The organism is Sphingomonas telluris (assembly GCF_022568775.1).
Classification (GTDB): domain Bacteria; phylum Pseudomonadota; class Alphaproteobacteria; order Sphingomonadales; family Sphingomonadaceae; genus Sphingomicrobium; species Sphingomicrobium telluris.
In genome coordinates this window covers 2,115,650-2,142,488 of record NZ_JAKZHW010000001.1, presented here as the reverse complement: position 1 = coordinate 2,142,488, position 26,839 = coordinate 2,115,650, and the positions used below count along the sequence as shown (strand labels likewise).

Genomic DNA, 26,839 nt, shown 5'->3' with positions numbered 1-26,839 from the left:
AAGCTCGTGGGTCCGTGGGACTCAGAGCGAGTGGCCTCTGTCGCAGGCGGCAAAAGCAGGCGTCTAAAGGAGGGAGACCGTTGAATGCGATATTCGGTCTAAAGCCGTAGTTAATTTAGCCACGAGGATCATTTCCCACGTCGCTTGTATCGGATTATCGACCCTGGAATGTACGAGTTTGGCGACGAAGACCCACTGAAACACATGCAGGACCGGATCGAACTCTGTCGACGGCTATCGCGCTCAACGACGGATCGTGCCGTCGCTTTCGAGTTGGCGCGGATGGCAGAAGAAGGCGAGGCTGACCTTGCCAGGCTGAAAGCGGAACGGGCTTCCGGTCCTAGCGCCAGTTAGTGGGCCAATAGCGAGCCTTGTTTCCGACAGAATTAATTCTGCGGACCGTCGGATGCGTTTTGCGTCACCAGGAGCGACTCCAGGTCGGTAATCTCAACGCCAGTCAGGACATTGAATATCGCGATATGGCTGAAGTGGGCGTCACGCAGCTCCCGCGCTTTCCTAAAGCAGCTTCAATCGTAAGACGCTCCTGGAACGCTACGGGACCTGCTACGCCGGTAGCGCGCAGAATGTAACGGGCCAATGCAACTCTCCTCTTCCCGCGTGCCAATCGGCTATTCGTTGGGTTCGGTCTCCAAGACTTGCTACGGCCTGGAGGCCCGGACTGAACCGGCCCGGGCCTATGCCGAAGACGCTGCGACCTTGCCCGCGGGTGTTCCGGCGGACCAGTCGAACATCTGACGGCGGTGGCATCAGGCGTCGGCAGTCGTCCCAGCCTCTTTGACCCGGACTATGCGGATCGGGCGGTAATTGCCGAACAAGTCGGGCCAACGAATCGTGTGCCCTTCGCCCAGCCCGTACAGCGCTGCGCCCATTGGCGTCAGGATCGATATCCGTCCCTTTTCGATATTCGCGTCGGCGGGAAGCACGATCTGGACTTCGCGCAACTCCTCCGTCTTTTCATCGATGAAGGTCACGTGTGAGTTCAGGCGAACGTGCCCGGGCGGCATCGTGTCGGGATCGTGCAACTCCGCGCGTTCGATCTCTTCGAGCAACATAGCCGTAACGACGGGCTGACGATGTTCGGCAACCAGCGCCATGTCTGCAACCATGTCGGATTCCGCTGCGAGCAGGTGGATTGGCGGTCGATGCTCCTTCGCTGAAGCATTGGTCATTTTCTTATCCTTGTGATCATTTGGCAGTTTGTTGCGGCCTAGCTGAGTGCGGCGCCCAGCAACCAAAGGCTGGCGAGCATCAGGATCAACATGATCGTGACTGTTGCGACCTCGTGCCACTTCACTCGGAAGCGCTCCTTATGGTCTTCCATGAAGTGATCGAGGTTCCGTCGAATGCGTTCGTCGCTCGTCAGCAGGCCAATATCGAGGTGGCGGCCCGTCTGAAGGAACCGGATTACTTGCTCGACTTCCCTTGAGCTGACCGATGGATATCGCATCAGCACGTCGGCGACTTGCTGTCGATCGGTTCGATATGGGTGTGGATTGCCCGCCGATTGGGTGAGATAGGTCATTGTTTGCTCCGAAAATTGGTTGATCTCGCGTGGCCCGATTTCAGGCGGGCAATAATCCGCGCGCGGCGCGGACCCTGGCCCGCATCGTCTTCTGGGCGCACCGCTCGAGCTCGCGCTCGATGGCGCGCGCCCGGCGGAAGATGCGGCCATCCATCTGGCGAAAGGCGTCGTCGGACGCATAGAAGATGAAGCCGCCGCCAACGCGAACGGCGATGCCGACAGTGCGGCGATCGAATTCAACTGCAAAACGTTGCTTAGTCACGGGACTCTACTCCCGACGAGCAGCAACCAGCCCGCAGGCCTCGTTTGCTCGTCATTGGAATGAGGATGTGCGCTCGCATCGGTGCGATGCGCGGCTCATGGCATGGGCCCTAAGAGCCCTGCTTCCCGCAGGCGCCGCTTAGGGCGCTAGAGTCGTGCCGTGCTGCTCTCTGGATGGAGCTGCGGCCGAGTGAACTGAGAGTGCCCAGTCATAAGTTCAATATGGACAACCCGCGGCAGGGCACAAGGTTGCTCGTGCTGCCTTGCGTGATTGAAGGGGGGTCACTGGCAGGAAAGCTATCCGCCAGCGCCTGATCGAGCAGCTCCTCGCGATGGCGCGTCCGGTCGTTATCCATCACTGCGTCGTCACGAAGACGAGTGCCGGGAATCCGATCGCGAAAATTATTCCGAACATCAGCCCCTCGACCTTGTCTCTGGTCGTCAGAGGCTCGTCGTAGGTCTGCGTCTTCACGTCTCTCTCCTTGCATCATGATAAGAGATTTTTAGCCGAAGTGCCGCCGCAGGTGCTCTCGAAGGGCTTGACCTGCACCGCAGACTCTGCGGTGTTCGCGTGCAATGGCCGCAGACTACGTACTCGACCGGATCGACCGCCGGATCCTGGCGGCACTTCAGGCGGACGGACGGCTGACAAACCATGCGCTGTCGGAGCAGGTCTCGCTGTCGCCGAGCGCTTGCCTAGCGCGGGTGCGAAGACTGGAACGTAGCGGAGTGATCCGCGGCTACCACGCGCGAGTAGACCCATTTGCTCTGGATGTCGGACTGGTGCTGTACGCGGAAGTCACGCTCAAGGGGCACAGTCCTGACGAGCTCGGCCGGTTCGAACGCTTGGTCCAGGATTTGCCCGCGGTCGTGGAAGCGTCTCACATGACCGGTGACTATGATTATCTCTTGAAGGTTGTGGTCGCCGATATGGCCGAATGGACTCGGCTGGCTGAACGGATGACCGAGATCGGCGTGGACCGGATCAACACTCATGTGATGATGAACAAGCCGAAGTTCTTCGTCGGCTACCCCGTCGAGATCAAATGATGCTCGCATCGGATCGATAGCGACGGTCCGCTAGTGGCAGGAATGGGTCGAAAGCTGACACTAAGCCAAAGCGCCACGAAACTGTCCGAAACGTGAGACGCGAGTCATCGCCGTGGGGCTAAATGTTGGGAGAAACACCCAGAACCAACGTTTTTCGCCGTTATTTTAATACGTTGAAGCCATGAGTGCGGCGGACTCCCGCTCCGCCACTTCCGTTAGTTGTGCATCCGCAGGCGCGCGGTGATCGCGTCGAGAGTGGCTTCTTCGCTACTTTCCACCGTGTTGCCTAGCGCAAGGAGCGTGGCGAGGCCGTTTCCGGAGGCTGACGCGACGTCATGGCAGGCATCGACGATGCGCTTGATGCGCTCTTCCCGTTCTTTGGGCGGAAGGACTGCGAAGCCGTACTTCAGGACTTCGACGGCCGTGTCGAACAGCTTGTCCGAGGGACGCTGGCGGAGCCACTCCTCCAGCTGCGCGAAGGCCGGAGCGCCGGTCTCGATTTCCCGCTGCTGCGCAAGCCGCAGGACCGTCTCATGCTCCTTTCGGGAAACCGAGCCGTCGGACCAGGCTACCTGCACCAGCGGAGCGAGGAAGAAAGCCGGCGCCGTATCGACCGTAATTCCTAGCGCCTTTACGCGCTCGAGAAGCTCCGGATTGTCGATCTGAAGCTTCTCCGCGAGAGCCCCGGCGATTTCCTCAAGCTTGGCGTTCTGGCGCAGGCGTTCGAGCAGCCGCTCGTCCTGCTGGCGAAAATAGTTCGCCTCCATCGCCTTTTCGCGGTCGCCGAATAGTCCCTTGTCGTCCATCGCATCGCACCCGTTCTTGCGGCCTTGGTCAGGCAAGCTTGCGGTAGATACGTACCACAAGCTCTTCAGCAATGACCATCGTGACGACGACGATAATCAGCCAGACGATGCCGTGGAAGACACCCTCGAATTTCACGTCTTCGTTGAAGGCGAGGGATAGAGCTTCGAGGATCACGAACTTCGACCCGAACAGGACGAGCCAGGCGCAGAAGAACCTCAGCGTCTTCCAGCCAGCACCGACCTTGTCCTTGAAGTGGCCGGCCACCCAATGCTCGACCGCGATGGTGGCCTTGAGCAGTAACTGAAGCACGATCGATGCGAGCAGCATCGTCGTGAACGTGTCGACGTAGACCTTGTCCGAATATTCGTTGAACAGGCCGAGCACGACGAGGTCGACCAGGGCACCGACGAAGTAGAGCAGGAAGAGCCGCTGCCGGTTCGAGTGAACCATTGCCGCGTCGGGCATCAAGGCGTCGTGGGTCGTCGTCGCGGTTGCCGTCGCCATTCTATACGCCCCCTCTCCTAGTGCAGCGGCCGCCTCGGTCCGGCGAGGGACCGAAGCGGCCGTGATCATCATTCGTCCTACGGTGCCGGTGCAGGCGGTTGCTGCTGCACGCTGACCGTGGCCGGGTCGGGAACGGACACATAGACGACCGTGTCGCCTTCGTACTGCGGCTGATAATAGGCGCCGCCGCACGAGTAATAGGTGTAGGAATGATAGGGGTACGGTGAGCAGGCCGGCGGAAGCGCGTAGTAGGCCGACCCGTAGGCCACCGCCGTCGCCCATGCCGCTGTCGCGCCGATCGCAATGCCCGCTGCCAGCGGATAGTCGCCCCAACCGTTCCAGCCCCCACCCCAGTCGTTGTCGACGTCGATGTTGGTGTTGCGGTTGAACGTGTTGCCGCTGTTGTTAATGTTATTGCGATTGCCGTTGTTGATGCCGCCACCGCCCTGGCCGGGGCGGTTGCCTGGCCGGCCTGGCTTGCCCACGCCGCCTGCACCACCAACTCCTCCGACGCCTCCTACTCCTCCGACGCCACCGGCTCCGCCGGGCCGGCCGACGCCGCCAGCACCACCGACGCCGCCGACGCCCCCAACTCCACCTGGCCTACCGGCGCCGCCGACGCCTCCAACGCCACCGCGGCCACCCGCGTTGGCCATGCGATTGCCAGCGCTTGGTGCGTTGCGGACGCCCGGACCGGTTGAGGGTCGAGCATAGCTGCCGCCGCCCGGTCGGCTGTAGCTTCCGCCCCGGCTGAAGCCGGAGCCGCCCATGCTGGAGCCGCCGCGGTTGTAGCTGCCGCGGCTTGCGCCGCCGCCGCCACGGCTCATGCTGCCGCCGCGGCTCATGCTGGTGGAACCGCCACGGCTGAACCCACCGCCGCCCCCACCGCGGCTGAAGCCGCCGCCACCGCCGCGACCGCCACCGCCACCGCGACCACCGCGAGCGTCAACTTCCTGGGCCATGAATGCTGCGAGGCTTACGAATGCGCTCAGCATCGCAACGCGAGACAAGGTGCCGCGCATGTTACTCTCCCTTGTAGGTGGCGAGCTGGATCTTCTTCGCGTTCGCATCGGGCGTGAACGCGAAGTCAGCATCGCTGTAGGCGGGGTTGATCTGCCACTTGAGGCGCGACGTGAAGGTCGGGCGAGCGGGGTCGCTCCGGTCAACGATTACCAGCTTCTTCGGCAGAGGATCGCCGCTGCTTTGAATCCAGACTTCCCAATCGACGTCTTCCTCGCGGAATGCGTAGTGGTCGGTCTCCACGCCATCGATCGTCGCCGTTCCGACCTGATAGGCGGACTTGAGCGCCTTGACGCGATCGGCGTTGGCACCGCTGTCGCCCCAGCGGAACAGGTCCTCAAGCGGCAGCGAGATGCCGAACTTCTGATAGATCGTGTCGAGCACCTCCTTGTTGGTGCCGGGCGCCGGAACCGAGGCGTAGAAGCCGAGTTTCGGCGAATAGACCGTGAAGGTCTTGCCGTCGTATATGAAGCGACGGCTCTTGATGTCACTCGCATAGTCGATGACGAAGCCGGGTTTGCGAACCTTGTAGGTCGTGACACCGTCAAGCTGGATGCGCTGCCCGTCGTTGGTAACGACGTCCAGGCTGCCTTCTGACACGATGCCGAGGGTCTTCGCGCTCATCAGGAAATTGCTCATTTCCTTCAGGGCATCGACCGCGACGTCGTCGATCACGCCCTCGTTCGCGATCGGGTCGTTTCCGGCCGCTTGCGGCATTGACATGCCGGATTCCGGAGGCGGTGCAGGGTCCTGCGCGGCGACGGGAGTGCCTGAAAGGGCAATCGTCAGCCCGGTAGCTAAGGTGGTGTACAATAGACGCTTCATGCCCGCTCTCCATCGGCTGGACGCTGAAATTCCAATGGTGGCGTACCAGCGTCCTAAGGGCGCTTTCATCGGGCTAACCCTTGGACCCGGTAGGTGAGGTTCCTGATACCGTTCAGCCTTGGCGCTTCATGGCCGAAGCACAACGCCTTAACGCGACATTGCGGACAGGGGACAGCGACTGGCTCACGCACAACTCCGGCAGCAATACGACCGTTGATCGTATGGGTTTACCCCGATTGGAAAAGGCGATTCGGGGCGTACCAAATGGGGTGCAAGCGACGGCGATTTCGGCACAAATGTTGTTGGTGCAGATAAGCGAAACGCTGCAGGAAGTGGGGCTTCCGCGTGTACAGGCGTAGGGACGGAGATGCGCGAGTTGGCACAGTCATGACCAGTCCGGTCCGACGGATCATCATTGTCGACGATCATGACGCCATACGTCGCGGCGTGCGGCAGCTTCTTGAGACGAAGCCTTATTACGAGGTCGTCGGCGAAGCATCGGATGGACGCGCCGGCCTGGAACTGGCGAGGGAGACCCGCCCGGACATCGCGATCCTCGACTATTCGGTGCCGGAACTAAATGGCCTCGATCTCTCGCACGCCCTGAAGCGCGAGCTGCCCCGCATCGAGATCCTGCTCTACACCATGCACGACCGTGAAGAAATCATCATGGATGTGCTCCGCGCCGGCGTTCGCGGTTTCGTGCTGAAGTCCGATGCGGAACGCCACCTGATTGCGGCGCTCGATGCCTTGTCGATCCATCGCTCCTATTTCTCCGGAGCGATCTCCGACGCGCTCCTGGAGCAATTCCTGGAGAGCAAGCCTCATCCGCTGGCGAGCAGTCTGACGCATCGGGAGCGCGAGGTCGTCCAGCAGGTTGCCGAGGGCCGCATCAACAAGGAAATCGCCCAGCGGCTGAGCATCAGCGTGAAGACCGTCGAGACTCATCGCGCCAGTGCAATGCGGAAGCTCAAGCTGCGGACGACGGCGGACCTCGTCCGCTACGCGGTGAGGAATCAGCTCATCCAGGCCTGAGGCGACTTGCCGCTCAGGCGGCGACAGGAACGCTCGCGAAAATCTCCGTGCCCGGCCGCATGTTGCTGACGCGCAAGCGGCCCCGTAGCTTGCCGACGCGATGCTGCATGCCCTTCAGGCCAATGCCCTGCGGGTGGGTCAGCCCTTCCTCGGGAATGCCGACGCCGTCGTCGCGGACGGTGAGCTCGGCGGACCTGGAGCACATTTTCAGGCTGACGCTCGCGCTTTCCGCATGAGCGTGCCGGTGAATGTTGACGAGCGCTTCCTGAGCGATCCTTAGCAATGCCGTAGCCGAGCGCTCGCCGATCCTCGCGAAATCGCCCACTGCTTCGAAGCTGGTGGTGATGCCGGTGCGCTTGGCGAAACCGCGAACCAGGCATTCGACCGCCGATCCAAGGCCGCGATCGGCGAGTTCCGCCGGATAGTGGAGGAACGCCAGCGCCCGGATTTGCTTGCTGATCTCGCCCAGCGTTTCCGAGATGTCGTCGATCAGTTCGCTGTGGCCCGAATTGGCGTCGACGACGCGCAAATGCGCGACGCTAAGCTGCGCCGAAACGAGCAGCTGGCCCGCGGAATCGTGCAGTTCCTGCCCAAGCCGCTGACGCTCATATTCGTGGATGCTCAGAAGCTCGTCGAGCTCCACGCCTTCGTCGGCACGCCAGTCGAGTAGCCGGTCATCCCCATGCGCAGCGATGTCATGCGACGCGGCACTGTCGTCGGCATATGTCGGCTGAATCGAGTTCCAGCTCTGACTCATCTCGCGACCCCCGGATTTCCTCGGAGAACTCATTCCGGCGAAGTACTGACCGAGCATCATTGATATACATTAGTAGCGCCACTGAGTCATATGAATTCTCAGTGGGTTACGGTTTTGTGACACAAGGAAATTACTAGGGAAATGGCCCTAGCGGGAGCCGGAGCTCTCCTAGTCCATTAGCTGGGACTACTTTGGCGCGCCGGTGAGCTCCACGAGTCGTTTCCGCGCAGAGTTCGCGAAATCACGCGAGACCGCCTTGATCGTGTCCGTTGTCGAAAGGGTCGCGGGAACGTCCAGCGGATCGGGAGTCCGGCGGCGAACGGCAGCGATCAGCAGTTCCCCCGTGCGGGCGTCAGTCAGCTCGACGGCGTAAAGCACGGACCCGGTGAAGCTGCCCGTCTTTCCCAGTGCACTCTTCACTGCGCTGGTCGCGAACCCGAAGGGCGTGACCCGGGTTGCGGTGGCGATGCCGCCCTTCGTCTTCTCCGCGCCCAGCAGCGTGACCTTCAGGCGCATCGTGTCGCCCTGCGGTTTTGCCGGGGAGGGGAAGCTCTGCGCCATCTCGGAGCGCAGCTCGTCGGTGATGATCTGGGCGAAGCGCGCACGATCGGCGGGCTCGATCCCTTCGAACTGCGCATCGGGTCCTTGGTAGACGACGGTCGGATCGACAATGAGCGTCCGGTACTTCTGGAAAACTGACGTCGGCTGGGCATAGGTCCAGGACTCGGACCCAGGCTTGTCCTGCATCATCTTGCTCGAGGACTTGAGCGAGACCGGCGCGTGATCCTCAGTCTGCGCGCTCACGGGGACCGCAGTCACGAGCAGCAGGGCGGGCAGGGCGATACGGAAGGTGTTGCGGGTCATGCTTCACTCGCTCGATTGATGGCTGACAACTCGTCTTGGCGTCGCACCGACCGGGCTCAGGCTCCATCAGGACAAACCCGGACGCGCCGTTTTGAGGGCCGCTAGAACGCGCACGGCTGGCCGCGCTCGACGAAGTGAATGTCGGCGAAGGCTGTGCGGCCCTTGCTGCCGGTGTTATCGCCATCGGCCGCGACGGCCAGCTGCGTCGGCTTGCCGGGTTGGTTGGGGAATGCCCTGGCGAAATCCGATGCCAGGTCGACACGCTTGGAGACCCAGGTTCCTGCCCGGGCGGCGCCGGTTTCGGCGACGATGAGCTGCGAGCGATCGGTGTAGCTGCTCTTGCGCGCGGTCCCGATCGAATGGCTGTTGTCCCACACGTACACCACGGCGGCGTCCGGGATGTCCTTGCCGAACAATCCCCGAGCCATCCTCAGCTTGAACTTCGTGGAGCCGGACATTGCGGCGTCGTCGACGTCGAAGGCCACGTAGACCCGAGCGGCATAGTCGTCTCCGCTCTTGCGGGTCATGTCGGCTTTCTTCACCGGCCCGTCCACGAACCAGCGCCAGCACAGCACCGGCGTGCGCCCAAGGTCGACGCCGATCGACCTCGCCATCAGGGACATGCTCCGATCGAAGGTCGCCTCGAGTGCGGTCCGGCCCGCGACATTCGTGACCCGATAGCTCGTCGGCCGCTGACTGGTCAGTTTGACCATATGCCACGGGGGCGGCGGCGCGCCTGGCGAGGTAAAGTGGCCTATCCAGACGGGCGTAGCGGCACCCGCCGCCGCGAGGACCAGTACGCCCGCTACACCTGGATGCATGCCATTAGCGTCCGGAGGAGGCCGCCGAGTTCGGGATGGGCCCGTTGTAGCCCGGCGGAAACTTCTGCCACTGATAGCCCGCCTTCGCCGCCTCGAAGCCCACATTGTACAGCGAGGTCATGTAGGCCGTGTCGAATTCCTCGTTGTGCGGAGTGTTGAACGTCGGCGGGATGTAGGTGAGATTGTAGTCGATGCCGTCGCGCTGCGTGGTGACATAAATTCGATACAGGTCGCCTACACCCTGCGTCCGAGTAAGCGATCCGATTGCGCGGGCGGCGATGCTCATCGTCCGGCGCTCCGTGCTCGCCCAATCGGCGTCGAGGCGCGCGTTGCGGATGATGTACAAAGTGCGCTGCCGCTGCGGCGCGTTCGCGATGTTCAGGGACGGCGGATAGAGGAAAACCTGGGCCATCGTCCCGCCGTCGACGTGCATTTCCTGATAGTGCGTCCCGTTGACGGTCACGTCGATCATGACCGGCGGGAAGGCGCCTGGGATCGACGCCGACGCCAGCAGCACGCGCCGGAACAGCGTGATCGCGTTTGGATCCTTGCTGGCCGCTAGCGCCGTCATGTTCCAGATCACGGGCTCGAGTGAATCCAGGTTCGCGGTGCCGACGAGCAGGATGCGGCCCTTCGCATATTCCGCCGCGATGGCCTCCAGCAGCTCGGGAGTGACGTAGGATGCGATCGTGGCGCCGAGCGGGCGCGTGTCTGCCATGGCGTCGCCGAAGATGCCTTTGACGATGCCGCGCTTCTTGAAAATGTCCTTCTGCGAGGTCTCCGTGTAGACCCTCTTCAGCACGTAATCGTACTTCGGGCCGAGGAATGCGAATGGCGCGATGAGCGCGCCGGTGCTGACCCCGGTAACGACCTTGAACTCGGGACGGGTTCCTGCCGCGGTCCATCCGTTGAGGAAGCCGGCTCCGTAGGCACCATTGTCACCGCCGCCGGAGATGGCGAGGAAATATGCGGGTGGAAGCTCGCCTGGTCGGCCTTGGCTTGCCAGCCATGCCTTCTCCTTTGCGACAGCGTTCTGGGCTTCCGCGGCGAAGCTGTCCGTCTCACGCGTCACGAGGAAGCGGACGTTCCCTGCTACGGGGCTCGCCTGCGTGATCTCCGCCTGCGGGACTGCCGGCAGCCGCTGTGGCGTTGAACATCCTGCTACTGCGAACTGTGTCGCGGAAGCCACAAGTATTACTTTTCGCCAAGATGCGGCCATTTCGCGCCTCCCTCTAGAGGCTCCCAATCTCCCTCTGGAGAGCGGGCAAACCATCCATGAAATCCCTCAGTTCGGGCCGCACAAACTAGGGTTTAACCCCGATTCCTCCGTCCAACCGGCTCGTCGATTAAGGCCCAGCCAAACGGCCAACAGGGGACGCTGACCGCTGCGTTTCGCTTGGCAGTGTCTCGGCAAGGAGATGAAAATGCGGAAATATCTAGTGTCAGCAGCGATCGCGGCGATCGCATTGTCGTCACCCGCTGTTGCACGGGACAATTCGTTCTACGCCGGTGTCGAAGCCGGCCTCTGGCTGCCTCGCGACCAGGACGCGGACGTGAACGTCTTCTACAACACGGTCAACGTACCGGGAGGCGTCCTCGGTACCCCTGCGGGGCCGTCCGACTTCTCGTTCAACAACGCCTTCGGCCTGGACTACAAGAAGGGCTACGATATCGGTGCCTTCGGTGGGTACGACTTCGGCATGTTCCGCGTGGAAGGCGAGATCGGCTGGAAGCACGCCAACAATGATAAATTCGAGGTCAACAGCACCTTCGTGGACGCGTTGAATGCTGATCTCAACCGGCCATCGGTTGCTCCTGATCCGGGCGCTCCCGGACTTCCGGCAATTTCGGATTCCGACGTCAGTCTCGATGAGTCTATTGGCGTCTTCTCCGTGATGCTGAACGGCTTGCTCGACTTCGGCGATCCGGACGGCTTCTCGTTCCAGGCCGGCGGCGGTGTGGGCTGGGCCCGTGCCAAGCTGTTCAGCGACAAGGACAGCGCCGTCGCCTGGCAAGGCATATTGGGAGCGTCTTACGCGCTCAGCCCGAATATCGATATTGGCGTCCGGTATCGCTATTTCGTGACAGGCAGCATGAAGTTTCAGGACCTCGGTGCCATCGGGCTGCAGGGCAATCCGGAGTCGCTCACGTTCACGCCGACTGGTGGAACGGCGCCGGTCACTGTCATCCAGACGTCCACGGCGGGCATCGACTTCGACTTCGAATCGAAAGTCCGGTCGCACAGCCTGCTGCTGACGCTGGCGTACAACTTCGGTGGAGTGGAAGCACCACCTCCGCCGCCACCGCCGCCGCCTCCGCCTCCGCCGCCGCCGCCGCCGCCGACGCAGACCTGCCCGGACGGAACGGTGATCCTGGCTACGGAGACCTGCCCGGCTCCGCCGCCGCCCCCGCCTCCGCCGCCGCCGGCGCCGGAACGCGGCTAAGGCCTGGGCGAATGAGAGAAGGCTGGTCCGGGGATGCCCGGGCCGGCCTTTCCTTTTGTGCGAGATCAGGAGGCCTTGCTCGAGCGCGCCTTCAGCCGCGGCCACAGCAGCATCATCATGCCGACGGCAAAGGTGCAGGCGATGCCGAACTGGACGACGCGGGCGCCCCATGTGCCGCTGTTGTCCTCACCCTTGAGCAGCGCCAGTCCAAAGATCACCATCGACGCATTGTAGCCAAGCAGTGCATTGCCCCCGCGGACACCGCCCTTCACGATCTCGTTCGCGAATCCGAAGCCTATGATGAAGCTGATGAGTGCAAGCGTCGCCAGGTTTGGCGCGATCTGCAGCAGGTAATAAGCCGCGACCGCGACGAAGCCGCCAAGGAAGTTGCCCAGGAGCTTCGCCCAGCCGCTCGCCGCGCTGCGTTCCTGCTCCATCTGCGCGACTAGCAGTACGGTGGTCAGCAGCACGGGGATCGCGTCGGTCAGCCCGAACAGGAGGTAGACCAGCATTACCGGGAGCACGATGAGGACGCCCAGAGCCGCCGCGGCCACCGGAAACTGCTGCGGTGCGGCCGGCGCATCGGGCGCCTTCGGCGAGGGCATTGGCCAGATCGCATAGGCAATCCACGTGAAGATGACCGCCAGCCCCATCGCTCGAGCGAGCAGGCTGGGGAAGATTCCAGCATATTCCGACAGGGTCAGCGTCACGACCGGAACGACTGTGATGCACATCAACAGGAGCGTCAGCGGCAACTGGCCCTTGGCCTGAGCAAGCCCCGCGAAGGCGATAAACATGATCAGGCCGATCACGCCGAAGAGGAGTTGGGGTGTCTGCTGCAGCCAGACGGTCAGCAAAAAGGCGAGCCAGGCGCACACGGCCATCACGAGGATCAGGACGATCCCGACCTTGAAGGGTGGCGCGACAGGCAGGTTGGCGAGCAGAACACCGGTTAGAACCGGCGCGAGGGCTGACGGCTGCCACCCCATGAGCTCGCAAACGATGAATGCTGCTGTGGTGCCGAAGCTGAAGCGAAGGACGAACTGCAATCGCGCAGTCGCAGCGGGATCAGCGGGTACGGAATGGGCGGCGGTCGCCATCGCGCTACTGGAGGTAGCTCAGCAGTGCGACGATCTTGATCCAGAGCCTCCCGATCGGGTTCATGATGAAATTGTCGCCAGTGAAGACGATGACGTTGGCCTGCGCGCCGCTGCGCCCGTTGTCGAAGCGCGCCTTCTTCGCCTCCTCGGGCAGGATCATGATGCGGACCGGGAATCGCTGCGGCTCTCGTAGCCACCCCTGCTCCTTCGGCATTGTCGACAATTGGCCGGTGGGCGCTTCGTCGCCCTGGCTGACACCCCAACCGATGCTATGTACTTTGCCCTTGAACAACTTGCCCGGCCGGATGTCGAACGCGATGGCGACGTCCTGACCCGGCCTGATGTTGCCGAGCTGGTTCTCGCGCATGTCCGCCGAGATCCAGCGCGGACCACTTTCGAGGAAGCTCAAGAGGGGCTGGCCAGGACCTACATATTGTCCTGCCGCCAGCCGCAGGTTGGTCACCGTGCCGTCGGAGGGGGCGCGTACCTCGGTATTCCGGAGGTCGAGGCGCGCCTGGTCCAATGCCGCGAGCGCCTGACGCACCTTCGGGTTGTTCATGCCCGGCGAACCGAGGTTGGCTCGAGCCTTCTCGAGATCGGCCTGCGCTCGAGTGACGTCCGCCTCGGTCTTGGCAACTTCGGCGCGCGCTCGAATGCCTTGGGTCTCTGCCAGTGCCTTCTGGTTGACGAGACCGGTGACGATCCCGCCAAGCTGGCGGTTCGCGGCCAAGTCGACGCGCTGCTTCCTTAGCGACGCCTGGGCCGCTGCGACGTCGGCGACCGAGACGTCCGCGGCCTGCAACGCGACCGACAAGTTCGCCTCGGCGGAGCGGACTGCCACTTCGTAGGGCTCGGGGTCGATCCGGAAGAGCAGCTGCCCCTTACGGACGCTGCCATTATCCTTGACTGCGACCTGCAGGACGTCCCCGGCAACTTCCGGGGCGATCTGAGTCAGATAGGTATCGACTCGCGCCTGCGACGTGTAGGGCGTGAAGCGGTCGGACAGTACGTGGTAGACGAACAGAATCAGCAGAAGCAGCAGCGCGATCAGGACGATCTTGCGCATGGGGCTCGCAGGCGGCTTCCCCGAGCCTACCGTCATCTCGGTAGCTACCGGCTGATTGGCCGTTGCGGCCTGAGCACTGTCGTTCATTTCGTGCCGCCCCCCGGCGTTTGCGCGGTCGAAGCTGTGACTGGCGGAAGATTGGTCCAGTCGCCGCCAAGGGCGCGATAAACATTGACCAAAGCGCGCTGATAATCCCCGCGCGCGGAGGCGTATTGAAGCTCGGCGTTGAACAGGCTGCGCTCGGTGTCGAGGACTTCGAGATAGTCGGAATAGCCGTTCTCGTAGCGCTCGTTGGCCAACTCCACGCCGCGCGTGAGTGTCGCCACCCGACGGGCTAGCGCATCCCGGAACTGCGCGCTCTGCTGCACCGCGACGAGCGAGTCATCGACGTCGCGGAAAGCGTTCTGGACAACCTGCTCGTAGTTCGCGAGCGACTGGTCGCGCCGGGCCTCGGCCTGGTCGACGGCTGCTGTCAGGCCGCCGCCGGTGTAGATCGGGCCGGCGACGTCGCCGGTGAAGGACCAGGTCCGGGCCGGGCCTGTGAACAAGCTACCCAGCGAGCCACTGGCGAAGCCAAACAGGCCGGTCAGGCTGATGCTGGGGAAGAACAGCGCCCGCGCCGCGCCGATCAGCGCGTTCGATGCAATCAGCTGTTGTTCGGCCTGGAGGATATCGGGCCTCCGCGTCAGTAGCTCGGACGGAAGGCCGGCGGGAACCGCGATCTGGTGGAAGCCTGCTAGCTCCTGCGGCGTTGCGCGCTCGATCGGGCCGGGATTCCGGCCGACCAGCACGGACAGGGCGTTTTCCTGGACGGCAATCGCCTGACGCAGGGGAGGCAGGGAAGCGAGCGCGAGCTCGTACTCGCCCCGCACTTGCGCCATTTCAAACTCGGATATCCAGCCGGCCGCGAGCCGCTTTTCGAACACGTCGACGGATTTGGCCCGGCCGGCGGCCGTCTGTTCCGATATGCGCAATTGCTCATCGAGATCGAGCAAGTTGATGTAACCGATGATGACCGATGAGATGAGCGTCAGGGTGACCCCGCGGCGCGCTTCCTCGGTCGCGAGGAGGTTGGCGCGCGCGGCCTCGGTTTCGCGGCGAATTCGGCCCCAGAGGTCGATCTCCCAACTTGCGGACAGGACAGTGCTGAAGGTCGTGCTGAGCGGATTGACGATCGAGGGGATCTTTTCCTCGCTTGCGCGAGCGCGTTGCCCGCTTAGCCCGTAACCGACCTGGGGCAGGCCCTGCGACTTGGTGCCGGCCAGGATCGCCGCAAATTCATCGACGCGCGCGGTCGCGATGCGGAGATCGCGATTGTTCGCGAGCGCTTCGCCGACGAGCTTGTCGAGGTGCCGGTCGCCGTATCCGATCCACCAGGTTCCGGCGAGGGGCTCCAGCTGCGTAGAAGCCGCATCGGCAAACCGATATTTGCCTGGAACTTCGAGGCTTGGCTTCACATAATCGTTGCCCTGGACGCAGGCGCTCAGGAGGGAGATGCAGCAAGCAGCCGAGAGGACTCGGTGCGCAATGGCTGGTTTAGTGCGCATGGCTCGGCTGCGCCGCTGGCTGCGTCGCCTTGAATTGATCGAACACTCGAGGCGGCTGTGCTTTCAGGGATGCGAGCAGCATTCGCATCGCCTGCTGCGATTCCTTGGCGCTTCCGGTCATCGGCCGGTTGATGTCGGTGATGACCGTGATCGAGACAGCGAGCAGGAGGAAAAGGACGACGGCAGCGCGCCTGCCGCGGGGTCCATCGATCTGATGCCCCACCAGCGTCGCCGCCACGGCCAGGAAGACCAACAACAGCAATAGGACTTCTGCAGGCACGCGCAGCTGCCAGGCGATCTTGCGCTCGGTATCCAGGTCGATGACTTCGTTGAACGTCATCAGCAGCGGGGTGGAAATTCCGTGCGCAAGTGCGGACTCCCGCGCTGAACTAACGGCCGCCCAGATTTCGGTGAGCAGACGATCGTTAGTCGCCAAGAAGGCGTTCGGGTCGGCCGCGGTCGCGAGATCGATGCGATTTTCCGTGTAGGCGACAAGCAGATTGCTGAGCCGGCTCCGGTGTGGCTCGTCGAGGAGTTGCGCTCTAAGGTAGGCCGTTCCGATGGCATTGGCCTCGGTCGTGACCAGCTCCCGACGGGCTTCGTAGCGATTGATGACCATCCCAAAGGTAAAGGCCAGCAATAGACCGAGCAGCCCGAGCGCGGACCCAAGTAGATAGCCCTCCTGCGCAACGGAAGGCTCAGACTCCTTTTCTGCACCAGCGGTTCGGCGCGCTTGGAGGCGCCGAAAAAACTGCCCGACAGCAGCCGCGCCAACCAGCACCGCCAACGTCACGGCGCCGGTTCCGATGATGGAGAGGCTGGATAGCCAGTCGCTCAGCATTGGGCCGCTCTCTCGCTCCCTGGAACTCGTCCGCCTGGCCTCTCAAGGCTCTGAGGACCTGCCCAACAGCTATGCAGATGGGTCGACGGACTTGAACTGGGGGATTCCGCGAAACGACTGAGGGAATTTCCTGAGGGGAAGGTCACTACGAACTTCCCCTGATTGCAGAGAAGCCAGCGGCGTCGACAACCGTAGCCCGTCACGTTTCGAGCTACTGATTGGTCCCGATATGAACGAAGCGCAGGGGAAGCGGCCCAGTCGTGTTGGGAATGTGTGGCGCGCGTACGGCCGGAACCGATACGCCCTCCTCTTCTACTCGCTGCTCATGATGCTCGTCCTGACGCCTGTCGCGGCTGCCCTCGGGCATTCGCAGAATATCATCAGATTCCTGTGCGGCTTCGCGCTCATCGCGGCAGTCATGCCGAACCAGACGAAGCACAATCGCTACGTTCTGCTCGCAGTCATGGTCCTGATCGTCATCGTGCGCTTCGCGTCCGAGCGTGATGACGTTCCCGTCTCACCGGGTTCTATGCTTGGGCTCTACGGAACCATTGGCCTTGTGGCCGCAGCGTCGGCGCTGAAGGCGGTTGTGACGGCTAGGATTGCCACTAAGGAAGTCGTTTATGCCGCACTGAGCACCTACCTTCTCGCCGGCATATTCTTTGGACAACTCCACCTATCCGTCGAGTCATATTGGCCGGGAAGCTACAGCGGCCCAAGTGCCTTCACAGAGGTTAGCGCCCTCTACTTCAGCTTCGTCACCCTTGCGACGCTGGGATACGGCGACTTTCTTCCGAAGAGCGATCTCGCGCGCGGACTAACCATTTTCGAGGTCATCGGCGGACAGCTTTATCTCGCGGTCATGGTCGCCCGGCTGATCGGACTCTTCCCGACCATCAAGGACGAGCTTTGATCCGCTATTCGGCTGCCTGGAGCGTCGACTTCTCCGAACCGGTCTCCGCAGCGGGCGAGCCCAGCCACTCGCGGAAGAGGACGTATCCGACGGCCAGCAGGACCGCGCCAATGAAGAGGCCCACGAGCCCATAGGCGATCACGCCGCCGATGACGCCGAGGAGGATGATGGGCATCGGCACTTCAAGGCCGTGACCAATCATCAGCGGCTTGAGCACCGCGTCGCTCAGCCCTGAAATGATGAACCAGACCGTGAAGAGCAGGGCCACTGTGGTCGACTTCACGGCGAACGCGAAAACAATCGCCGGCAGAGTGACGAGCAGCACTGGCACCTGAAGGACGCCGAGCACCATTGCGAGTAGCGACAGGATGCCGGCGCCCGGGATGCCGACAAGGAAGAAACCGATCCCGCACAGGAGTGCCTGGACGAAGGCCACGCCGATGACGCCGTTCGCAACGGAGCGCACCGTCGCACCGATCACGTCCATATAGTGCTGGCCCCGCTCACGGCTTCCGGTCAGGCGCGCCATGATCGAGAGCATGAACGCGCGCGCGCTGTCGGCGTACGCGAGTGTGATCGCCGCGAAGATGACGGCTAGGACAAGTGCCAGCACGGCGCCGATCATCCCGCCGGCGACGCCAAGCAGCCACTTGGTGAAGCTGGTGAGTTGCGGCCCGAACTGCTTTGCGAACGCCGGCATGTCGTTGGATGCCTGCGCCCAGATCGCATGGGCTTTCGCGCCGATGACCGGAACTTCCTTAAGGCGGTCCGGTGGAGGCCGGAGGTGCTGCTGACCGGACATCAAACCGCTCGCGAGCTCAGGAATGGAGCTTGCAGCGTGGATTGCGGCGATCGCCGTCGGTACGAGGATCAGGGCGGCTAGTCCGACACCAATGATGATGGCGGACATGCGGTTGCTCGTGCCCCGACCGACCAGCTTTCGATGCACCGGGTAGAAGCAGATCGTGAGGATCAAGGTCCACAGCAGTAGCCCCACGAACGGGATGAGCAGCTGCACGCACAATGCGATGAGGATTGCGAGCAGAAGTAGCGGCAGGCCGACGTCGACAATCTTGCCGGTGATCTTCGCGTTGGTTTCGAGTGCCATGTTCGCCACCTTCAGATCCGCGCGGTCGCGGCGCGCAGGAGCGTAGATGCTTCCCCCAGAAGTCGCGCATCCTAGGACAGGCGAGCGCGGAGCATATCGGGTGTTCCCCTAAGAGCGGACCGCGATTGACTTCAGTACTGATTGCGAAGGAGGCGCACCTTGCTGGCACGTGCTCGCGCGGTCATGCTGACCAACTACACCGAAGTCGCGAAGCACTTCGGGCTGGATCCTTACGCCATGCTCGGCCGCGCCGGCCTGCATCCGAGCTCACTGCGCGACCCTGAGAACTGGCTTCCCGCCAGCCGCATTCTCAGCCTGCTCGAGGACAGCGCCGCGCAATCGGGCCGGGACGATTTCAGCGTAGTGCTTGGCGAATTCCGGACGTTCGCCAGCCTGGGACCCGTCAGCCTGCTGCTGCGTCACGAAGCGACGATGCGCGATATCATCGACGCGGCGATCGAATATCGCCGCCTGATCAATGAAATCGTCCATACGACGCTTCGCGACGACGGCGAGCATGCGACGCTTGAATGGAATCTCATTCCAGGATTGCGTGGCATGCAGGGCGTGAATCTGCTCGCGACGATCGCTTACCGGGTTCTCGTCGACGGCGCGGGATGCAACTGGCAGCCCGACTGCATCCACTTTCGGCATTCGGCGCCGGAGCACATTGCCACGTTCAAACGCGTGTTCCGTTGCCCACTGGAGTTCGACAGCAGCTTCGACGGTATGTCATGCAGCTCGGCTAGCCTCGATGCCCCGAACGAGTTCGCGGACCCAGAACTCATCGTGCACGCGCGCAGGCTCCTGAACCTGATGCCGGGCGTTCGGCACGACGACACGATGACGGAGCGTGTGCGCAGTGCGATCCCGTTTCTGATGTCGGACGGGCAGGCACATGCGGAAGGCGTAGCGAGATATCTCGGGATTCCGCTGCGCACGCTGCAACGCAGGCTCATCAGCGAGGGGCAGCCGTTCAGCACCTTGCTCAACGATGCGCGGCGCGAACTCGCGGCCCGCTATCTCAGCAATTCGAACCAGCCGATCACGGCGGTGGCGCACCTCACCGGCTACTCGGCGTTGAGCTCGTTCACGCGCTGGTTCACGACCGAGTTCGGAATGTCACCGGCACGGTGGCGCCGGATGATGCGCGAGCGCGACGCGCTGCATCTCAGGGCGAGCGTCGTCGCGCCGATCGAACGCAGGTTCAGCGGCGGCTCGCCGGAGCAGCCGCTTCAACGGCTCAGCCGCTGACGCGTCCGCTGCCGCGGAACAGGATGAGGGCGAGCGCGGCGCAGATCACGAACGCGAAGAAAGTCGCCACCTGACCGATCTCGACGCCCCCGATAACCACCGGGAAACCGACGAGCAGCCGGTAGAGGCTGCCCAGCGCAAGCGCCAGGAACACGATTGCGGCGATGAGGGATGCTGACCTGTGCATGGATTCGTCCTCGCTCTCGGTAGGATGTTTAGGGTTTGATTGGCGACAGCGCCTTGAGTTCGGTCATTCCGCGAACGCCGGCCTTGGCCCAGTCCTCCACCAGGTACCGGAAGTCCGCACGGTTGCTGACGCTCGTCCGCCAGGCTGCCGAATTGTCCCCGGCTACGCCCTGATCCACGGCCCGGCCAAGCAGTGCACCGGTCATGGAGTCGCGCGCTTCCACAAACAGGGTTGCGTATCCGGCCTCGCCGGAAAAGGAATAGCTGCGCCCGGCGGTGGGCTGATCGGGCGCATTCACGGTGATGTTCACGATGCCCGTCTGGACTCGCAACACGTCGGGGCCTGGCTCCGTCACGACCATGTAGCCGCCCTTCGTCCACGCTTCGGTGAAGATGTCGTCGGCCGCCTTTACGGCTTTCGTCAGCGCCTGCTGCACGTCGCTGTCGGACACCCGCCCGCTGAGAGATGATGCGGTCCGGTTGTAGTCGCGCTGCCAATTCTTCGCGAAAGCAACCTCGGTCGGTTCAATCATGACCTTGGTGTAGACACGGAAGTCCGCTCCCGGCTGCAGGTAGACCAGGTTCAGACGCTTCGATTTGACTTGGACGAGCCCGTCCCACGTGGTTGGCGCCTTGGCGGCGGCCGGCCCTCCAAACAGTAACGCCGCGACGAGTACGAGCGTGAAATGCCGGTGGCGTTTCACCTGAGCCTCCTGACTTCGAAGTCAGCCCCGTTGTTCCGGCTCAGGGGGGCATCAAGTCTATCGGAGGAAACCCTTAGGAGTTCGCGGTCGCCCCGCTCGCTCCGCTTGGAGCGCGCATCAGATCCAGAAGCGATTCGCTCAGTTCGAGCCCTCTTGCCGCAGCCGCTCTGGCCTGAAGCAAATGGGAGCGACTTTCGGCGTCGGTCAACTGCTCGAGCTGCCGATCGAAGATGTCGAGAAGGCTCGTGAAGTCGGCTCGAACCGATTGCGCGGTAGACCTCGGGTCAACTTGCGGATCTGTCTCTGAAACGTCGGTGAAACGCCTGTACTCGTCCATCATGCCTCACTGCCAACGCCGCGCCGTGTTCCAAATATCCAAATACGCATGCCCGAAGGTTTGCCTTATGCGAGCGAGCCTTAACGCAGGTGAAACGAGGGATCGGGACCTCACCGCGCTTGTGTGGCGCAACGGATGCCGAGCCAATTGCACCTCCTGATTTCTGGTCAGGGCGGGAAGGGTTTTCACGGATGGAAGGTCTCCGCCACCGGGCCCTACCTCGGCTCTTCGACCGGGTCCGCATCCGGCGTGACAGGATCGAAGGAGATCGAAGATGGCAGGACTCGCATTCCGCATTCTCGCCGTCGGCGCCTGCGCCGCGGCACTTTACGTAACTCCGGCCTCGGCGGAGCCCCGTGAAATTCAGGGCATCGTTGTCACCAACCAGAACGGTCAGCTGACCATCAAGACGCCGGCCGGCAACCAGACCTATTCGCTCCCGGCGGATGCGCGAATTCGCTCGGTTTCCGGTCCGCTCGGCGGCCAGAAGGAAACCGTTCCGGCGGCGTCGCTACTGCCGGGCCTCCCAGTCGTCCTCGACGGCGACGATGCGGGCGGCCAGTTCGTGATCAAGGACATCGAGTACAAGGCGAAGGACTACAAGACGGCGGCCCAGATCCAGGCCGGTGTCGAAGAGACCGCACGCCGCAGCGATGAGCTCCGGTCGGCCTATTCGAAGATGGGCGAGTGGGACATCCGCGCCGAAGAGAACATCTACTTCAAGAGCGGCAGCGCGGTAGTCTCCGCGTCCGACAAGCAGAAGCTCTCGGCCCTCGCCGGCAACGCGGCGAGCATGAAGGGCTACGTGATTTCCGTACTCGGCTACGCCGATCCGACGGGGAATGCCGCCGCGAACCAGAAGCTGAGCGATCGCCGCGCGCAGACAGTGATCAACTATCTGAAGCAGAGCGGGAAGGTGCTTCCAGGCCGCGTCCTTGGCGCGTCGGCCATGGGCCAGATGAACATCCCGGTTGAGAAGGCCAACTCGGCTTCGATGCAAGGAGCTCGCAAGGTAACGGTTCGCGTCCTGACCAGCGCAGCGCATCTGCAGAACTGACGGCAAAGCCAAAAAAGAAGGCCCGCTCGATCCGTACGTCCGAGCGGGCCTTCCTTTTAACCCGGGCATTTACACGCCCACGTAACCCGACCGGCTTGGGGGCTCCGGTCGACTTGCGCGGGCCGTAGTCGTTCGCCGCCAAACAAACTTTTCCATATGAACCATGTGATTAGCACTTCTGGCCAATTGGCCCCGTGCGGAACGACGAGGCCCGCAAACGTGCTTCAGAGGGGGTTTCGCAGGATTGCGGGCCTCGCGCGAGTCCTGAACCCAATCGGGAGGTTGGGCTCCTAGGATCTCTGAGGTTTTAAATACTTCGAGTTGGCGCCGTGAAATATCCGGACAAGTTCCTAGTTGTTTCCAAACGCTTCCCGGCGATGAGGAGTCAGAAGGATCCCGGTGCCCGCGCTGGCGTCAACCGAGCGTTAAAGGCCAGGAAGACTTCCTGAAGCGGCCGGGTTTCGGGAAGGATGTAGACGACCCCGCTGGTGCCGGTGAAAAGCGGCTCGACAACGCTCCTGTAGAACTTCCGCGGCACGTTGATGCATCCATAGGTGATCCGGTTGTCGTCCGGCGTGACGGACTCGAGGCGCTGGCGCCTGTGCTCTTTCTTGTTCGACGTGATCACGGGATGCATCGAGATCGACGTGTGATAGTCGACCCACAGCACCTTCTGGTTGCCGTAGGCGTGACCGAACTTCGCGACGAAGCGGCCCGCCGGGGTCGTCCGATCTTCTGGAGCGATGTTGGAAAGCTCGCGATCGCCCACGCCCGGCGATGAATCGTCCCCAACTGCCGATCCGACCAATGCGGCCGTCTTGCCTACGAATTCGCCTTTCGCATCGAAGACGAAGACTTCGGCCGCGACCTTGTCGATGACCATGAAGGGCACTTCGCCGTTGTCGCGGGAGGCGAGGACCCAATTGATGATTTGGACGGCCTCTGCAGATGGACCATCCGGCTTGGCGTCAGCGTCGGCAAGCGGCGCAAGCGGATCCACCTGCGGGAGCTCCGGGCTCGAAACGCTTGCGGAAGCGGGCAGAGGAGCAAGCGTGTCGACGGGCGGTCCCATGTCGACCGGCTGCGCCGCGCTTGCCGAGCACAATCCGACGTTCGCAGCCGCGACTGCGGCCAGGAAAGCCGTCGCGCGAAGGCGCATTCTCAAACTCAGTACCTCAATCGAAAATCTTCACCGCGGAGTCCGCCATGCGACAGTGACGAACCCCGCGGGTGTAAGATCAGTTCCGCGGCTTCTTGGAAGCCAGTTGCTGCTCGATGCCGTCCACACGGGCCGTCAGCTGGTCAAGCCGCTGATTGGCGGTCTGTGCAGCACCTGCGGCAGCCTGAGCCGCAGCGTTTGCCTGCTGGGCCGACTGATCGACGGTGTTCACTCTCGCTTCCAGCGCGCTGATGCGGTCGTTCACCGTCGCGATGTGCTTGTCGACATAGTCTTCGGTCGCGCACGCGCTCAGGCTTAGCCCGCTCGCAATGATCAATCCGGCCGATGCGATGCTCTTACCTAGCAAGGGCATTATCCTCCTCCTCTGTTTTAGAGCTTGCCGGGCGAAGCCAGGCACGCCTGAGATGCAACGGAAACAACACGAGGCCGCAAAAATGCGACCGTTGGCCATTGTGGTGCCCGCGCAGCCATTTTCATTAGGAAGAAGTCCGGAGGGGAAGGGCGGGTTTTTACGGAGCCGCGTCACCTGAACGAAGTCCGGATTTCCGCCGTTTCTGGAAACGTCGACCAATCAGTGCGGCGAGGATGACGGCCAGTGTGGGCACTATCCAGTCGAGCCACGGATCGGCGCGGGTCCACACCTTCGGATCGAGACCGCCCCACCAAGGCATATTCGCCCGCAGGCCGTTTCCCAAATGCTCGATCCAACGGTACTCGGCCTGGGTGATCTCGCGTGAGATGACCCAGGCCGCAGCGGTGAACGCGCCGGCTGCCCAACTGCGTATCACCGCAACGACTAGCAGTTGAAGGACGAGGGCCAGGAGAACGTGCTGGATCATCGCGCCTAATCCTTGTTTATGAATTTCGTCAGCATGCCTGCCTCTAACACATCGACTTGCGGGCATTTTTGGGCAAGCATGAGCATCCATGAATGACGGTGGCGAGGTGAAGAGAGCGGCAAAGACGCCGCGAGCGGCCGCCCGGCCCTTTGCGGGAGGTTTCGACTTCTCCAGCATGCTGGCGGTCGCCGACATGCTGCCCGTCATGGTCATCTATTTCGACCAGGATCTCGTCTACCGTTTCGTCAACAAGCCCTATGCCGACTGGTTCGAACGCCCACGCGCCGAGGTCCTGGGCCGCCACATATCTGAGGTCATCGGCGAAGAAGCATACGAGTTTCGCAAGACAATGCTCGCTGGCGCCCTGGCCGGCGAGCCGCAATTCTTCGTCACCGACTTCGATCACCCGACGCGCGGCAAGGTCGCCGTCCAGACGAACTACATGCCGTGGTCCGATGAACGGACCGGCGTGCGCGGAATCATTGCGCTCATCACCGACATCACCGAACAGAGGGTAGCTGAGCGAGCGCTGAAAGAGAGCGAAGAGCGGTTCCGCCGTATCGCCAATCAGGCGCCGGTGATGATGTGGGTGACGCGGCTCGACCGCACCCGCGACTTCGTGAACGAAGCCTATGTCGCATTCACGGGTGTCAGCCGGGAGAAGGCTCGGACACTCGACTGGCGCGAGCGCATCCATCCCGAAGACCACGACCGCATCGTCCAGGAATCGGTCGCGGGCGAAGCGGCGCGCGAGACCTTCACGCTGGAGGGGCGGTACAAACGGGGCGATGGCGAGTGGCGCTGGTTGAAGAGCACGAGCTCACCGCGCTTCGGCGCGGATGGCGAGCTTGCCGGCTTTATCGGAGCGGCGACGGACATCACTGTCGCCAAGGAAGCGGAACTCGATCTGAAACGGCAGGTCGAGGAGCGCACGGCCGAACTCGCGAAGCGGGAGGCGCAGTTCCGCGCAGTCTTTGAAGCGGCGTTGGAAGTCATGGTCCTGCTTGCGCCGGATGGGACCGTGCTCGCCGTGAACAATCGCCGGGAAATGTGGCGCGATCCGACACCCGAGAACGCGATCGGGCAAAAGCTGTGGGACGCGCCCACGATGCGCGCTTACCCGCAGCACATTGAGGTGATGAAGAAGGGCATCGCCAAGGCGGCCAAGGGCGAGATCTTCATCACCGAAGTCCGAATGGAGCGTGAAGGCATTCCAACGGCCTATCTCGACGTTTCGGTCCAGCCGGTGAAGGCCGAGGACGGCGAGATCATCTATCTGTTGTTCGAAGCCCGCGACATAACCGAGCTCAAGGCGGCGCAGGAGCAGCTTCGTCAAAGCCAGAAGATGGAAGCGCTCGGCCAGCTCACCGGCGGCATCGCGCACGACTTCAACAACTTGCTGACCGTGGTCGTCGGCGGCCTGGACCTGCTCGCCAAGCGCATCGAAGACGCGAAGTTGAAGCGCTACGCCTCCAACGCCTTGACCGCTGCAGAGCGTGGAGCGCGACTGACCGGACAGCTGCTCGCCTTCAGCCGCGTCCAGCGGCTGGAGCTTCGCACGACGAAGATAGCGCCGCTGATCCAGAACATGCGCCCGCTGCTAAGAAACGTGCTCGGCCCCGGCATCGAAAAGAAATTCGACCTCGATGAGGAATTGCTCCCGGTCCTCGCCGACCCGACGCAGGTCGAAGTCGCCGTCCTCAATCTCGCCATCAACGCCCGCGACGCCATGCCCGAGGGAGGCGTCCTGACTTTCGCGACCCGGCCCGTCGAACTGGACGACGATCCGGATCTCGAGGCAGGCCGCTATGTCGAATTGTGCATCAGCGACACCGGGGTCGGAATGACCCGCGACGTTGTTGAACGAGCGTTCGAGCCGTTCTTCACGACGAAGGAAGTCGGGAAAGGCACCGGCCTAGGTCTCTCGATGGTCTACGGCATGGCGCGCCAATCCGGAGGTGTGGCGAGGATCGACAGCGAGCCCGGCAAGGGCACCACGGTGCGGCTCTATTTCAAGGTCGCCGCGGACGCTGCGGAGCAGGTTGCGGGGAACGCAGAGGACCAGGAGCCGACGGATGAGCCCTCCGCCGAGAAGGTCCTCGTGATCGACGACGATCCCGACGTCCGCGAGTTCATCGCCGAAGCCCTGAAGGACCAGGGCTATGAGGTGAGCCAAGCGGTCGACGGCAAAACTGGCCTGTCGGCCTTTGCATCCGAAAGGCCGGACCTCGTAGTGCTCGACTTCATCATGCCGGGCCTGTCGGGTGCCGACGTCGCCAGCAAAATCCTAGCGACGCACCCACATCAGGCGATCCTGTTCGTGTCCGGTTATAGCGAAACGGAATCGATCAAACGCATCGCGCCCAACGCTCCGCTGCTGACCAAGCCGTTTCGTGCGGAGGCCTTGAGCAAGGCCGTAAGGGGCGCCCTAGCAAGCACCTGATTGAAACAGCCGCAACGTCGGGTGGCGACGTGCGTTCTGGCGTCGTGCTCTACGCCGTCCTTATGCTTGCTGCCGCAGCCGACCCCGCAGTCGCGCCGTCCGCGGCGAGCGCTACGGTCAATCCTCGCGCGGTCGAGCTGTTCGATCGCGACTGGGTGCTGAACCAGTGGGCGCGGCGCATGTTCGACGCGGACGGTGACGGCATCATTTCCGTCTCGGAGGCTCAGCCCGCCGCGCGCGCCTTCAAGGAAATCGCGGACGCTGATGGCGACGGTCGGGTGACGCCCTACGAATATGATCGCGCGCGGGAGTTCATCCTCGCGCGCTACTAGC

31 protein-coding genes are annotated in these 26,839 nt (G+C 62.8%); 10 read left to right on the top strand and 21 right to left on the bottom strand.

The genetic code is table 11. The features are described from left to right. Positions 1-597: 597 nt before the first annotated feature. Positions 598-756, top strand: a complete 159-nt coding sequence (locus LZ016_RS10915; protein WP_241447400.1) for a hypothetical protein — start codon at positions 598-600, stop codon at positions 754-756. An 11-nt stretch (positions 757-767) separates the two neighbouring features. On the opposite strand, the gene LZ016_RS10910 is transcribed toward LZ016_RS10915, so the two are convergent. Genes LZ016_RS10910 through LZ016_RS10900 form a run of 3 tightly spaced genes read right to left on the bottom strand, consistent with a single transcriptional unit; the run spans position 768 to position 1,805 of the window. Then, positions 768-1,190 carry a GreA/GreB family elongation factor gene (locus LZ016_RS10910; RefSeq protein WP_241447399.1) on the bottom strand — a complete coding sequence of 141 codons (423 nt, stop codon included), beginning with the start codon at positions 1,188-1,190 and terminating at the stop codon, positions 768-770. A 38-nt stretch (positions 1,191-1,228) separates the two neighbouring features. Continuing rightward, the gene (locus LZ016_RS10905; protein WP_241447398.1) at positions 1,229-1,543 is read right to left on the bottom strand and encodes a hypothetical protein; all 315 of its coding nucleotides are present in this window, start codon (positions 1,541-1,543) and stop codon (positions 1,229-1,231) included. A 40-nt stretch (positions 1,544-1,583) separates the two neighbouring features. Beyond that, a complete protein-coding gene (locus LZ016_RS10900; RefSeq protein WP_241447397.1) occupies positions 1,584-1,805 on the bottom strand; it encodes a hypothetical protein in 222 nt (73 codons plus the stop codon). Between the two features lie 575 nt (positions 1,806-2,380). Between LZ016_RS10900 and LZ016_RS10895 the strand changes: the two genes are divergently transcribed. Continuing rightward, on the top strand, positions 2,381-2,854 hold the full coding sequence (locus tag LZ016_RS10895) for an Lrp/AsnC family transcriptional regulator (protein ID WP_241447396.1): 474 nt from the start codon (positions 2,381-2,383) through the stop codon (positions 2,852-2,854). Positions 2,855-3,069: 215 nt separating this feature from the next. On the opposite strand, the gene LZ016_RS10890 is transcribed toward LZ016_RS10895, so the two are convergent. The 4 genes from LZ016_RS10890 to LZ016_RS10875 all read right to left on the bottom strand — a co-directional run bounded on the left by LZ016_RS10890 (position 3,070) and on the right by LZ016_RS10875 (position 6,010). Beyond that, positions 3,070-3,660 carry a tellurite resistance TerB family protein gene (locus tag LZ016_RS10890; RefSeq protein WP_241447395.1) on the bottom strand — a complete coding sequence of 197 codons (591 nt, stop codon included), beginning with the start codon at positions 3,658-3,660 and terminating at the stop codon, positions 3,070-3,072. A gap of 28 nt (positions 3,661-3,688) precedes the next feature. Next, positions 3,689-4,165, bottom strand: a complete 477-nt coding sequence (locus LZ016_RS10885) for a hypothetical protein (protein ID WP_241447394.1) — start codon at positions 4,163-4,165, stop codon at positions 3,689-3,691. Positions 4,166-4,242: 77 nt separating this feature from the next. Then, complete coding sequence (locus LZ016_RS10880; protein ID WP_241447393.1) at positions 4,243-5,187, bottom strand: hypothetical protein; 945 nt, start codon at positions 5,185-5,187, stop codon at positions 4,243-4,245. A gap of 1 nt (position 5,188) precedes the next feature. After that, positions 5,189-6,010, bottom strand: a complete 822-nt coding sequence (locus tag LZ016_RS10875; protein ID WP_241447392.1) for a DUF2092 domain-containing protein — start codon at positions 6,008-6,010, stop codon at positions 5,189-5,191. A 128-nt stretch (positions 6,011-6,138) separates the two neighbouring features. On the opposite strand from LZ016_RS10875, the gene LZ016_RS10870 reads away from it, so the two are divergent. Then, a complete protein-coding gene (locus LZ016_RS10870) occupies positions 6,139-6,369 on the top strand; it encodes a hypothetical protein (protein WP_241447391.1) in 231 nt (76 codons plus the stop codon). A 28-nt stretch (positions 6,370-6,397) separates the two neighbouring features. Then, positions 6,398-7,045 (top strand): response regulator, encoded by a 648-nt coding sequence (locus LZ016_RS10865; protein ID WP_241447390.1) that lies wholly within the window; start codon positions 6,398-6,400, stop codon positions 7,043-7,045. Positions 7,046-7,058: 13 nt separating this feature from the next. Here the strand turns inward: LZ016_RS10865 and LZ016_RS10860 are convergent, their stop codons facing one another. The 4 genes from LZ016_RS10860 to LZ016_RS10845 all read right to left on the bottom strand — a co-directional run bounded on the left by LZ016_RS10860 (position 7,059) and on the right by LZ016_RS10845 (position 10,676). Continuing rightward, the gene (locus tag LZ016_RS10860) at positions 7,059-7,802 is read right to left on the bottom strand and encodes a sensor histidine kinase (protein WP_241447389.1); all 744 of its coding nucleotides are present in this window, start codon (positions 7,800-7,802) and stop codon (positions 7,059-7,061) included. Positions 7,803-7,988: 186 nt separating this feature from the next. Continuing rightward, positions 7,989-8,666, bottom strand: a complete 678-nt coding sequence (locus tag LZ016_RS10855) for a DUF3313 domain-containing protein (protein WP_241447388.1) — start codon at positions 8,664-8,666, stop codon at positions 7,989-7,991. Between the two features lie 101 nt (positions 8,667-8,767). Next, entirely contained in the window at positions 8,768-9,487 is a 720-nt protein-coding gene (locus tag LZ016_RS10850) for a DUF3047 domain-containing protein (protein ID WP_241447387.1), read from the bottom strand. 4 nt (positions 9,488-9,491) lie between these two features. Further along, positions 9,492-10,676: a patatin-like phospholipase family protein gene (locus LZ016_RS10845; RefSeq protein ID WP_241447386.1), complete on the bottom strand. Its 1,185-nt coding sequence runs from the start codon at positions 10,674-10,676 to the stop codon at positions 9,492-9,494. Positions 10,677-10,911: 235 nt separating this feature from the next. Between LZ016_RS10845 and LZ016_RS15550 the strand changes: the two genes are divergently transcribed. Continuing rightward, a complete protein-coding gene (locus tag LZ016_RS15550; protein WP_277622540.1) occupies positions 10,912-11,931 on the top strand; it encodes an outer membrane protein in 1,020 nt (339 codons plus the stop codon). A gap of 65 nt (positions 11,932-11,996) precedes the next feature. Here the strand turns inward: LZ016_RS15550 and LZ016_RS10830 are convergent, their stop codons facing one another. From LZ016_RS10830 to LZ016_RS10815, 4 genes are read right to left on the bottom strand one after another with little or no spacing between them, the layout of a single operon-like run. Then, positions 11,997-13,031, bottom strand: coding sequence for a DUF2955 domain-containing protein (locus LZ016_RS10830; protein ID WP_241447385.1), 1,035 nt, complete (start codon positions 13,029-13,031; stop codon positions 11,997-11,999). A gap of 4 nt (positions 13,032-13,035) precedes the next feature. Beyond that, positions 13,036-14,184: an HlyD family secretion protein gene (locus tag LZ016_RS10825; RefSeq protein WP_241447384.1), complete on the bottom strand. Its 1,149-nt coding sequence runs from the start codon at positions 14,182-14,184 to the stop codon at positions 13,036-13,038. Further along, positions 14,181-15,644, bottom strand: a complete 1,464-nt coding sequence (locus LZ016_RS10820; protein WP_241447383.1) for an efflux transporter outer membrane subunit — start codon at positions 15,642-15,644, stop codon at positions 14,181-14,183. Before LZ016_RS10820 ends, LZ016_RS10825 begins: the two co-directional genes overlap by 4 nt. Next, positions 15,634-16,485, bottom strand: coding sequence for a bestrophin-like domain (locus tag LZ016_RS10815; RefSeq protein ID WP_241447382.1), 852 nt, complete (start codon positions 16,483-16,485; stop codon positions 15,634-15,636). The genes LZ016_RS10820 and LZ016_RS10815 overlap by 11 nt, the downstream gene beginning before the upstream one ends. 229 nt (positions 16,486-16,714) lie before the next feature. Here LZ016_RS10815 and LZ016_RS10810 point away from each other — a divergent pair, with 229 nt between their 5' ends. Further along, positions 16,715-17,398 carry a potassium channel family protein gene (locus LZ016_RS10810; protein ID WP_241447381.1) on the top strand — a complete coding sequence of 228 codons (684 nt, stop codon included), beginning with the start codon at positions 16,715-16,717 and terminating at the stop codon, positions 17,396-17,398. A gap of 4 nt (positions 17,399-17,402) precedes the next feature. Here LZ016_RS10810 and LZ016_RS10805 read toward each other — a convergent pair whose 3' ends face one another. Continuing rightward, positions 17,403-18,506 (bottom strand): AI-2E family transporter, encoded by a 1,104-nt coding sequence (locus LZ016_RS10805; protein ID WP_241447380.1) that lies wholly within the window; start codon positions 18,504-18,506, stop codon positions 17,403-17,405. 159 nt (positions 18,507-18,665) lie between these two features. On the opposite strand from LZ016_RS10805, the gene LZ016_RS10800 reads away from it, so the two are divergent. Further along, positions 18,666-19,760 (top strand): AraC family transcriptional regulator, encoded by a 1,095-nt coding sequence (locus LZ016_RS10800; RefSeq protein WP_241447379.1) that lies wholly within the window; start codon positions 18,666-18,668, stop codon positions 19,758-19,760. On the opposite strand, the gene LZ016_RS10795 is transcribed toward LZ016_RS10800, so the two are convergent. Beyond that, positions 19,750-19,947: a hypothetical protein gene (locus LZ016_RS10795; RefSeq protein WP_241447378.1), complete on the bottom strand. Its 198-nt coding sequence runs from the start codon at positions 19,945-19,947 to the stop codon at positions 19,750-19,752. The genes LZ016_RS10800 and LZ016_RS10795 overlap by 11 nt on opposite strands. 28 nt (positions 19,948-19,975) lie before the next feature. Then, positions 19,976-20,650, bottom strand: coding sequence for a DUF3313 family protein (locus LZ016_RS10790; RefSeq protein ID WP_241447377.1), 675 nt, complete (start codon positions 20,648-20,650; stop codon positions 19,976-19,978). Between the two features lie 611 nt (positions 20,651-21,261). On the opposite strand from LZ016_RS10790, the gene LZ016_RS10785 reads away from it, so the two are divergent. Continuing rightward, entirely contained in the window at positions 21,262-22,044 is a 783-nt protein-coding gene (locus LZ016_RS10785) for an OmpA family protein (protein ID WP_241447376.1), read from the top strand. Positions 22,045-22,429: 385 nt separating this feature from the next. On the opposite strand, the gene LZ016_RS10780 is transcribed toward LZ016_RS10785, so the two are convergent. The 3 genes from LZ016_RS10780 to LZ016_RS10770 all read right to left on the bottom strand — a co-directional run bounded on the left by LZ016_RS10780 (position 22,430) and on the right by LZ016_RS10770 (position 24,063). Continuing rightward, positions 22,430-23,203, bottom strand: coding sequence for a hypothetical protein (locus LZ016_RS10780; RefSeq protein WP_241447375.1), 774 nt, complete (start codon positions 23,201-23,203; stop codon positions 22,430-22,432). Between the two features lie 79 nt (positions 23,204-23,282). Next, positions 23,283-23,576, bottom strand: coding sequence for a hypothetical protein (locus LZ016_RS10775; RefSeq protein ID WP_241447374.1), 294 nt, complete (start codon positions 23,574-23,576; stop codon positions 23,283-23,285). Positions 23,577-23,733: 157 nt separating this feature from the next. Continuing rightward, positions 23,734-24,063: a hypothetical protein gene (locus LZ016_RS10770; RefSeq protein ID WP_241447373.1), complete on the bottom strand. Its 330-nt coding sequence runs from the start codon at positions 24,061-24,063 to the stop codon at positions 23,734-23,736. An 88-nt stretch (positions 24,064-24,151) separates the two neighbouring features. On the opposite strand from LZ016_RS10770, the gene LZ016_RS10765 reads away from it, so the two are divergent. Together LZ016_RS10765 and LZ016_RS10760 are read left to right on the top strand one after the other, a co-directional pair. Then, positions 24,152-26,506, top strand: coding sequence for a PAS domain S-box protein (locus LZ016_RS10765; RefSeq protein ID WP_241447372.1), 2,355 nt, complete (start codon positions 24,152-24,154; stop codon positions 26,504-26,506). Positions 26,507-26,535: 29 nt separating this feature from the next. Next, a complete protein-coding gene (locus tag LZ016_RS10760; protein ID WP_241447371.1) occupies positions 26,536-26,838 on the top strand; it encodes an EF-hand domain-containing protein in 303 nt (100 codons plus the stop codon). Position 26,839: the final 1 nt, after the last annotated feature.

Coding starts and splice junctions, on each gene's coding strand:
- LZ016_RS10915 (WP_241447400.1), top strand. CDS start 598: ATGCAACTCTCCTCTTCCCGCGTGCCAATCGGCTATTCGTTGGGTTCG.
- LZ016_RS10910 (WP_241447399.1), bottom strand. CDS start 1,190: ATGACCAATGCTTCAGCGAAGGAGCATCGACCGCCAATCCACCTGCTC.
- LZ016_RS10905 (WP_241447398.1), bottom strand. CDS start 1,543: ATGACCTATCTCACCCAATCGGCGGGCAATCCACACCCATATCGAACC.
- LZ016_RS10895 (WP_241447396.1), top strand. CDS start 2,381: ATGGCCGCAGACTACGTACTCGACCGGATCGACCGCCGGATCCTGGCG.
- LZ016_RS10890 (WP_241447395.1), bottom strand. CDS start 3,660: ATGGACGACAAGGGACTATTCGGCGACCGCGAAAAGGCGATGGAGGCG.
- LZ016_RS10885 (WP_241447394.1), bottom strand. CDS start 4,165: ATGGCGACGGCAACCGCGACGACGACCCACGACGCCTTGATGCCCGAC.
- LZ016_RS10880 (WP_241447393.1), bottom strand. CDS start 5,187: ATGCGCGGCACCTTGTCTCGCGTTGCGATGCTGAGCGCATTCGTAAGC.
- LZ016_RS10875 (WP_241447392.1), bottom strand. CDS start 6,010: ATGAAGCGTCTATTGTACACCACCTTAGCTACCGGGCTGACGATTGCC.
- LZ016_RS10870 (WP_241447391.1), top strand. CDS start 6,139: ATGGCCGAAGCACAACGCCTTAACGCGACATTGCGGACAGGGGACAGC.
- LZ016_RS10865 (WP_241447390.1), top strand. CDS start 6,398: ATGACCAGTCCGGTCCGACGGATCATCATTGTCGACGATCATGACGCC.
- LZ016_RS10860 (WP_241447389.1), bottom strand. CDS start 7,802: ATGAGTCAGAGCTGGAACTCGATTCAGCCGACATATGCCGACGACAGT.
- LZ016_RS10855 (WP_241447388.1), bottom strand. CDS start 8,666: ATGACCCGCAACACCTTCCGTATCGCCCTGCCCGCCCTGCTGCTCGTG.
- LZ016_RS10850 (WP_241447387.1), bottom strand. CDS start 9,487: ATGCATCCAGGTGTAGCGGGCGTACTGGTCCTCGCGGCGGCGGGTGCC.
- LZ016_RS15550 (WP_277622540.1), top strand. CDS start 10,912: ATGCGGAAATATCTAGTGTCAGCAGCGATCGCGGCGATCGCATTGTCG.
- LZ016_RS10830 (WP_241447385.1), bottom strand. CDS start 13,031: ATGGCGACCGCCGCCCATTCCGTACCCGCTGATCCCGCTGCGACTGCG.
- LZ016_RS10825 (WP_241447384.1), bottom strand. CDS start 14,184: ATGAACGACAGTGCTCAGGCCGCAACGGCCAATCAGCCGGTAGCTACC.
- LZ016_RS10820 (WP_241447383.1), bottom strand. CDS start 15,644: ATGCGCACTAAACCAGCCATTGCGCACCGAGTCCTCTCGGCTGCTTGC.
- LZ016_RS10815 (WP_241447382.1), bottom strand. CDS start 16,485: ATGCTGAGCGACTGGCTATCCAGCCTCTCCATCATCGGAACCGGCGCC.
- LZ016_RS10810 (WP_241447381.1), top strand. CDS start 16,715: ATGAACGAAGCGCAGGGGAAGCGGCCCAGTCGTGTTGGGAATGTGTGG.
- LZ016_RS10805 (WP_241447380.1), bottom strand. CDS start 18,506: ATGGCACTCGAAACCAACGCGAAGATCACCGGCAAGATTGTCGACGTC.
- LZ016_RS10795 (WP_241447378.1), bottom strand. CDS start 19,947: ATGCACAGGTCAGCATCCCTCATCGCCGCAATCGTGTTCCTGGCGCTT.
- LZ016_RS10785 (WP_241447376.1), top strand. CDS start 21,262: ATGGCAGGACTCGCATTCCGCATTCTCGCCGTCGGCGCCTGCGCCGCG.
- LZ016_RS10780 (WP_241447375.1), bottom strand. CDS start 23,203: ATGCGCCTTCGCGCGACGGCTTTCCTGGCCGCAGTCGCGGCTGCGAAC.
- LZ016_RS10775 (WP_241447374.1), bottom strand. CDS start 23,576: ATGCCCTTGCTAGGTAAGAGCATCGCATCGGCCGGATTGATCATTGCG.
- LZ016_RS10770 (WP_241447373.1), bottom strand. CDS start 24,063: ATGATCCAGCACGTTCTCCTGGCCCTCGTCCTTCAACTGCTAGTCGTT.
- LZ016_RS10765 (WP_241447372.1), top strand. CDS start 24,152: ATGAATGACGGTGGCGAGGTGAAGAGAGCGGCAAAGACGCCGCGAGCG.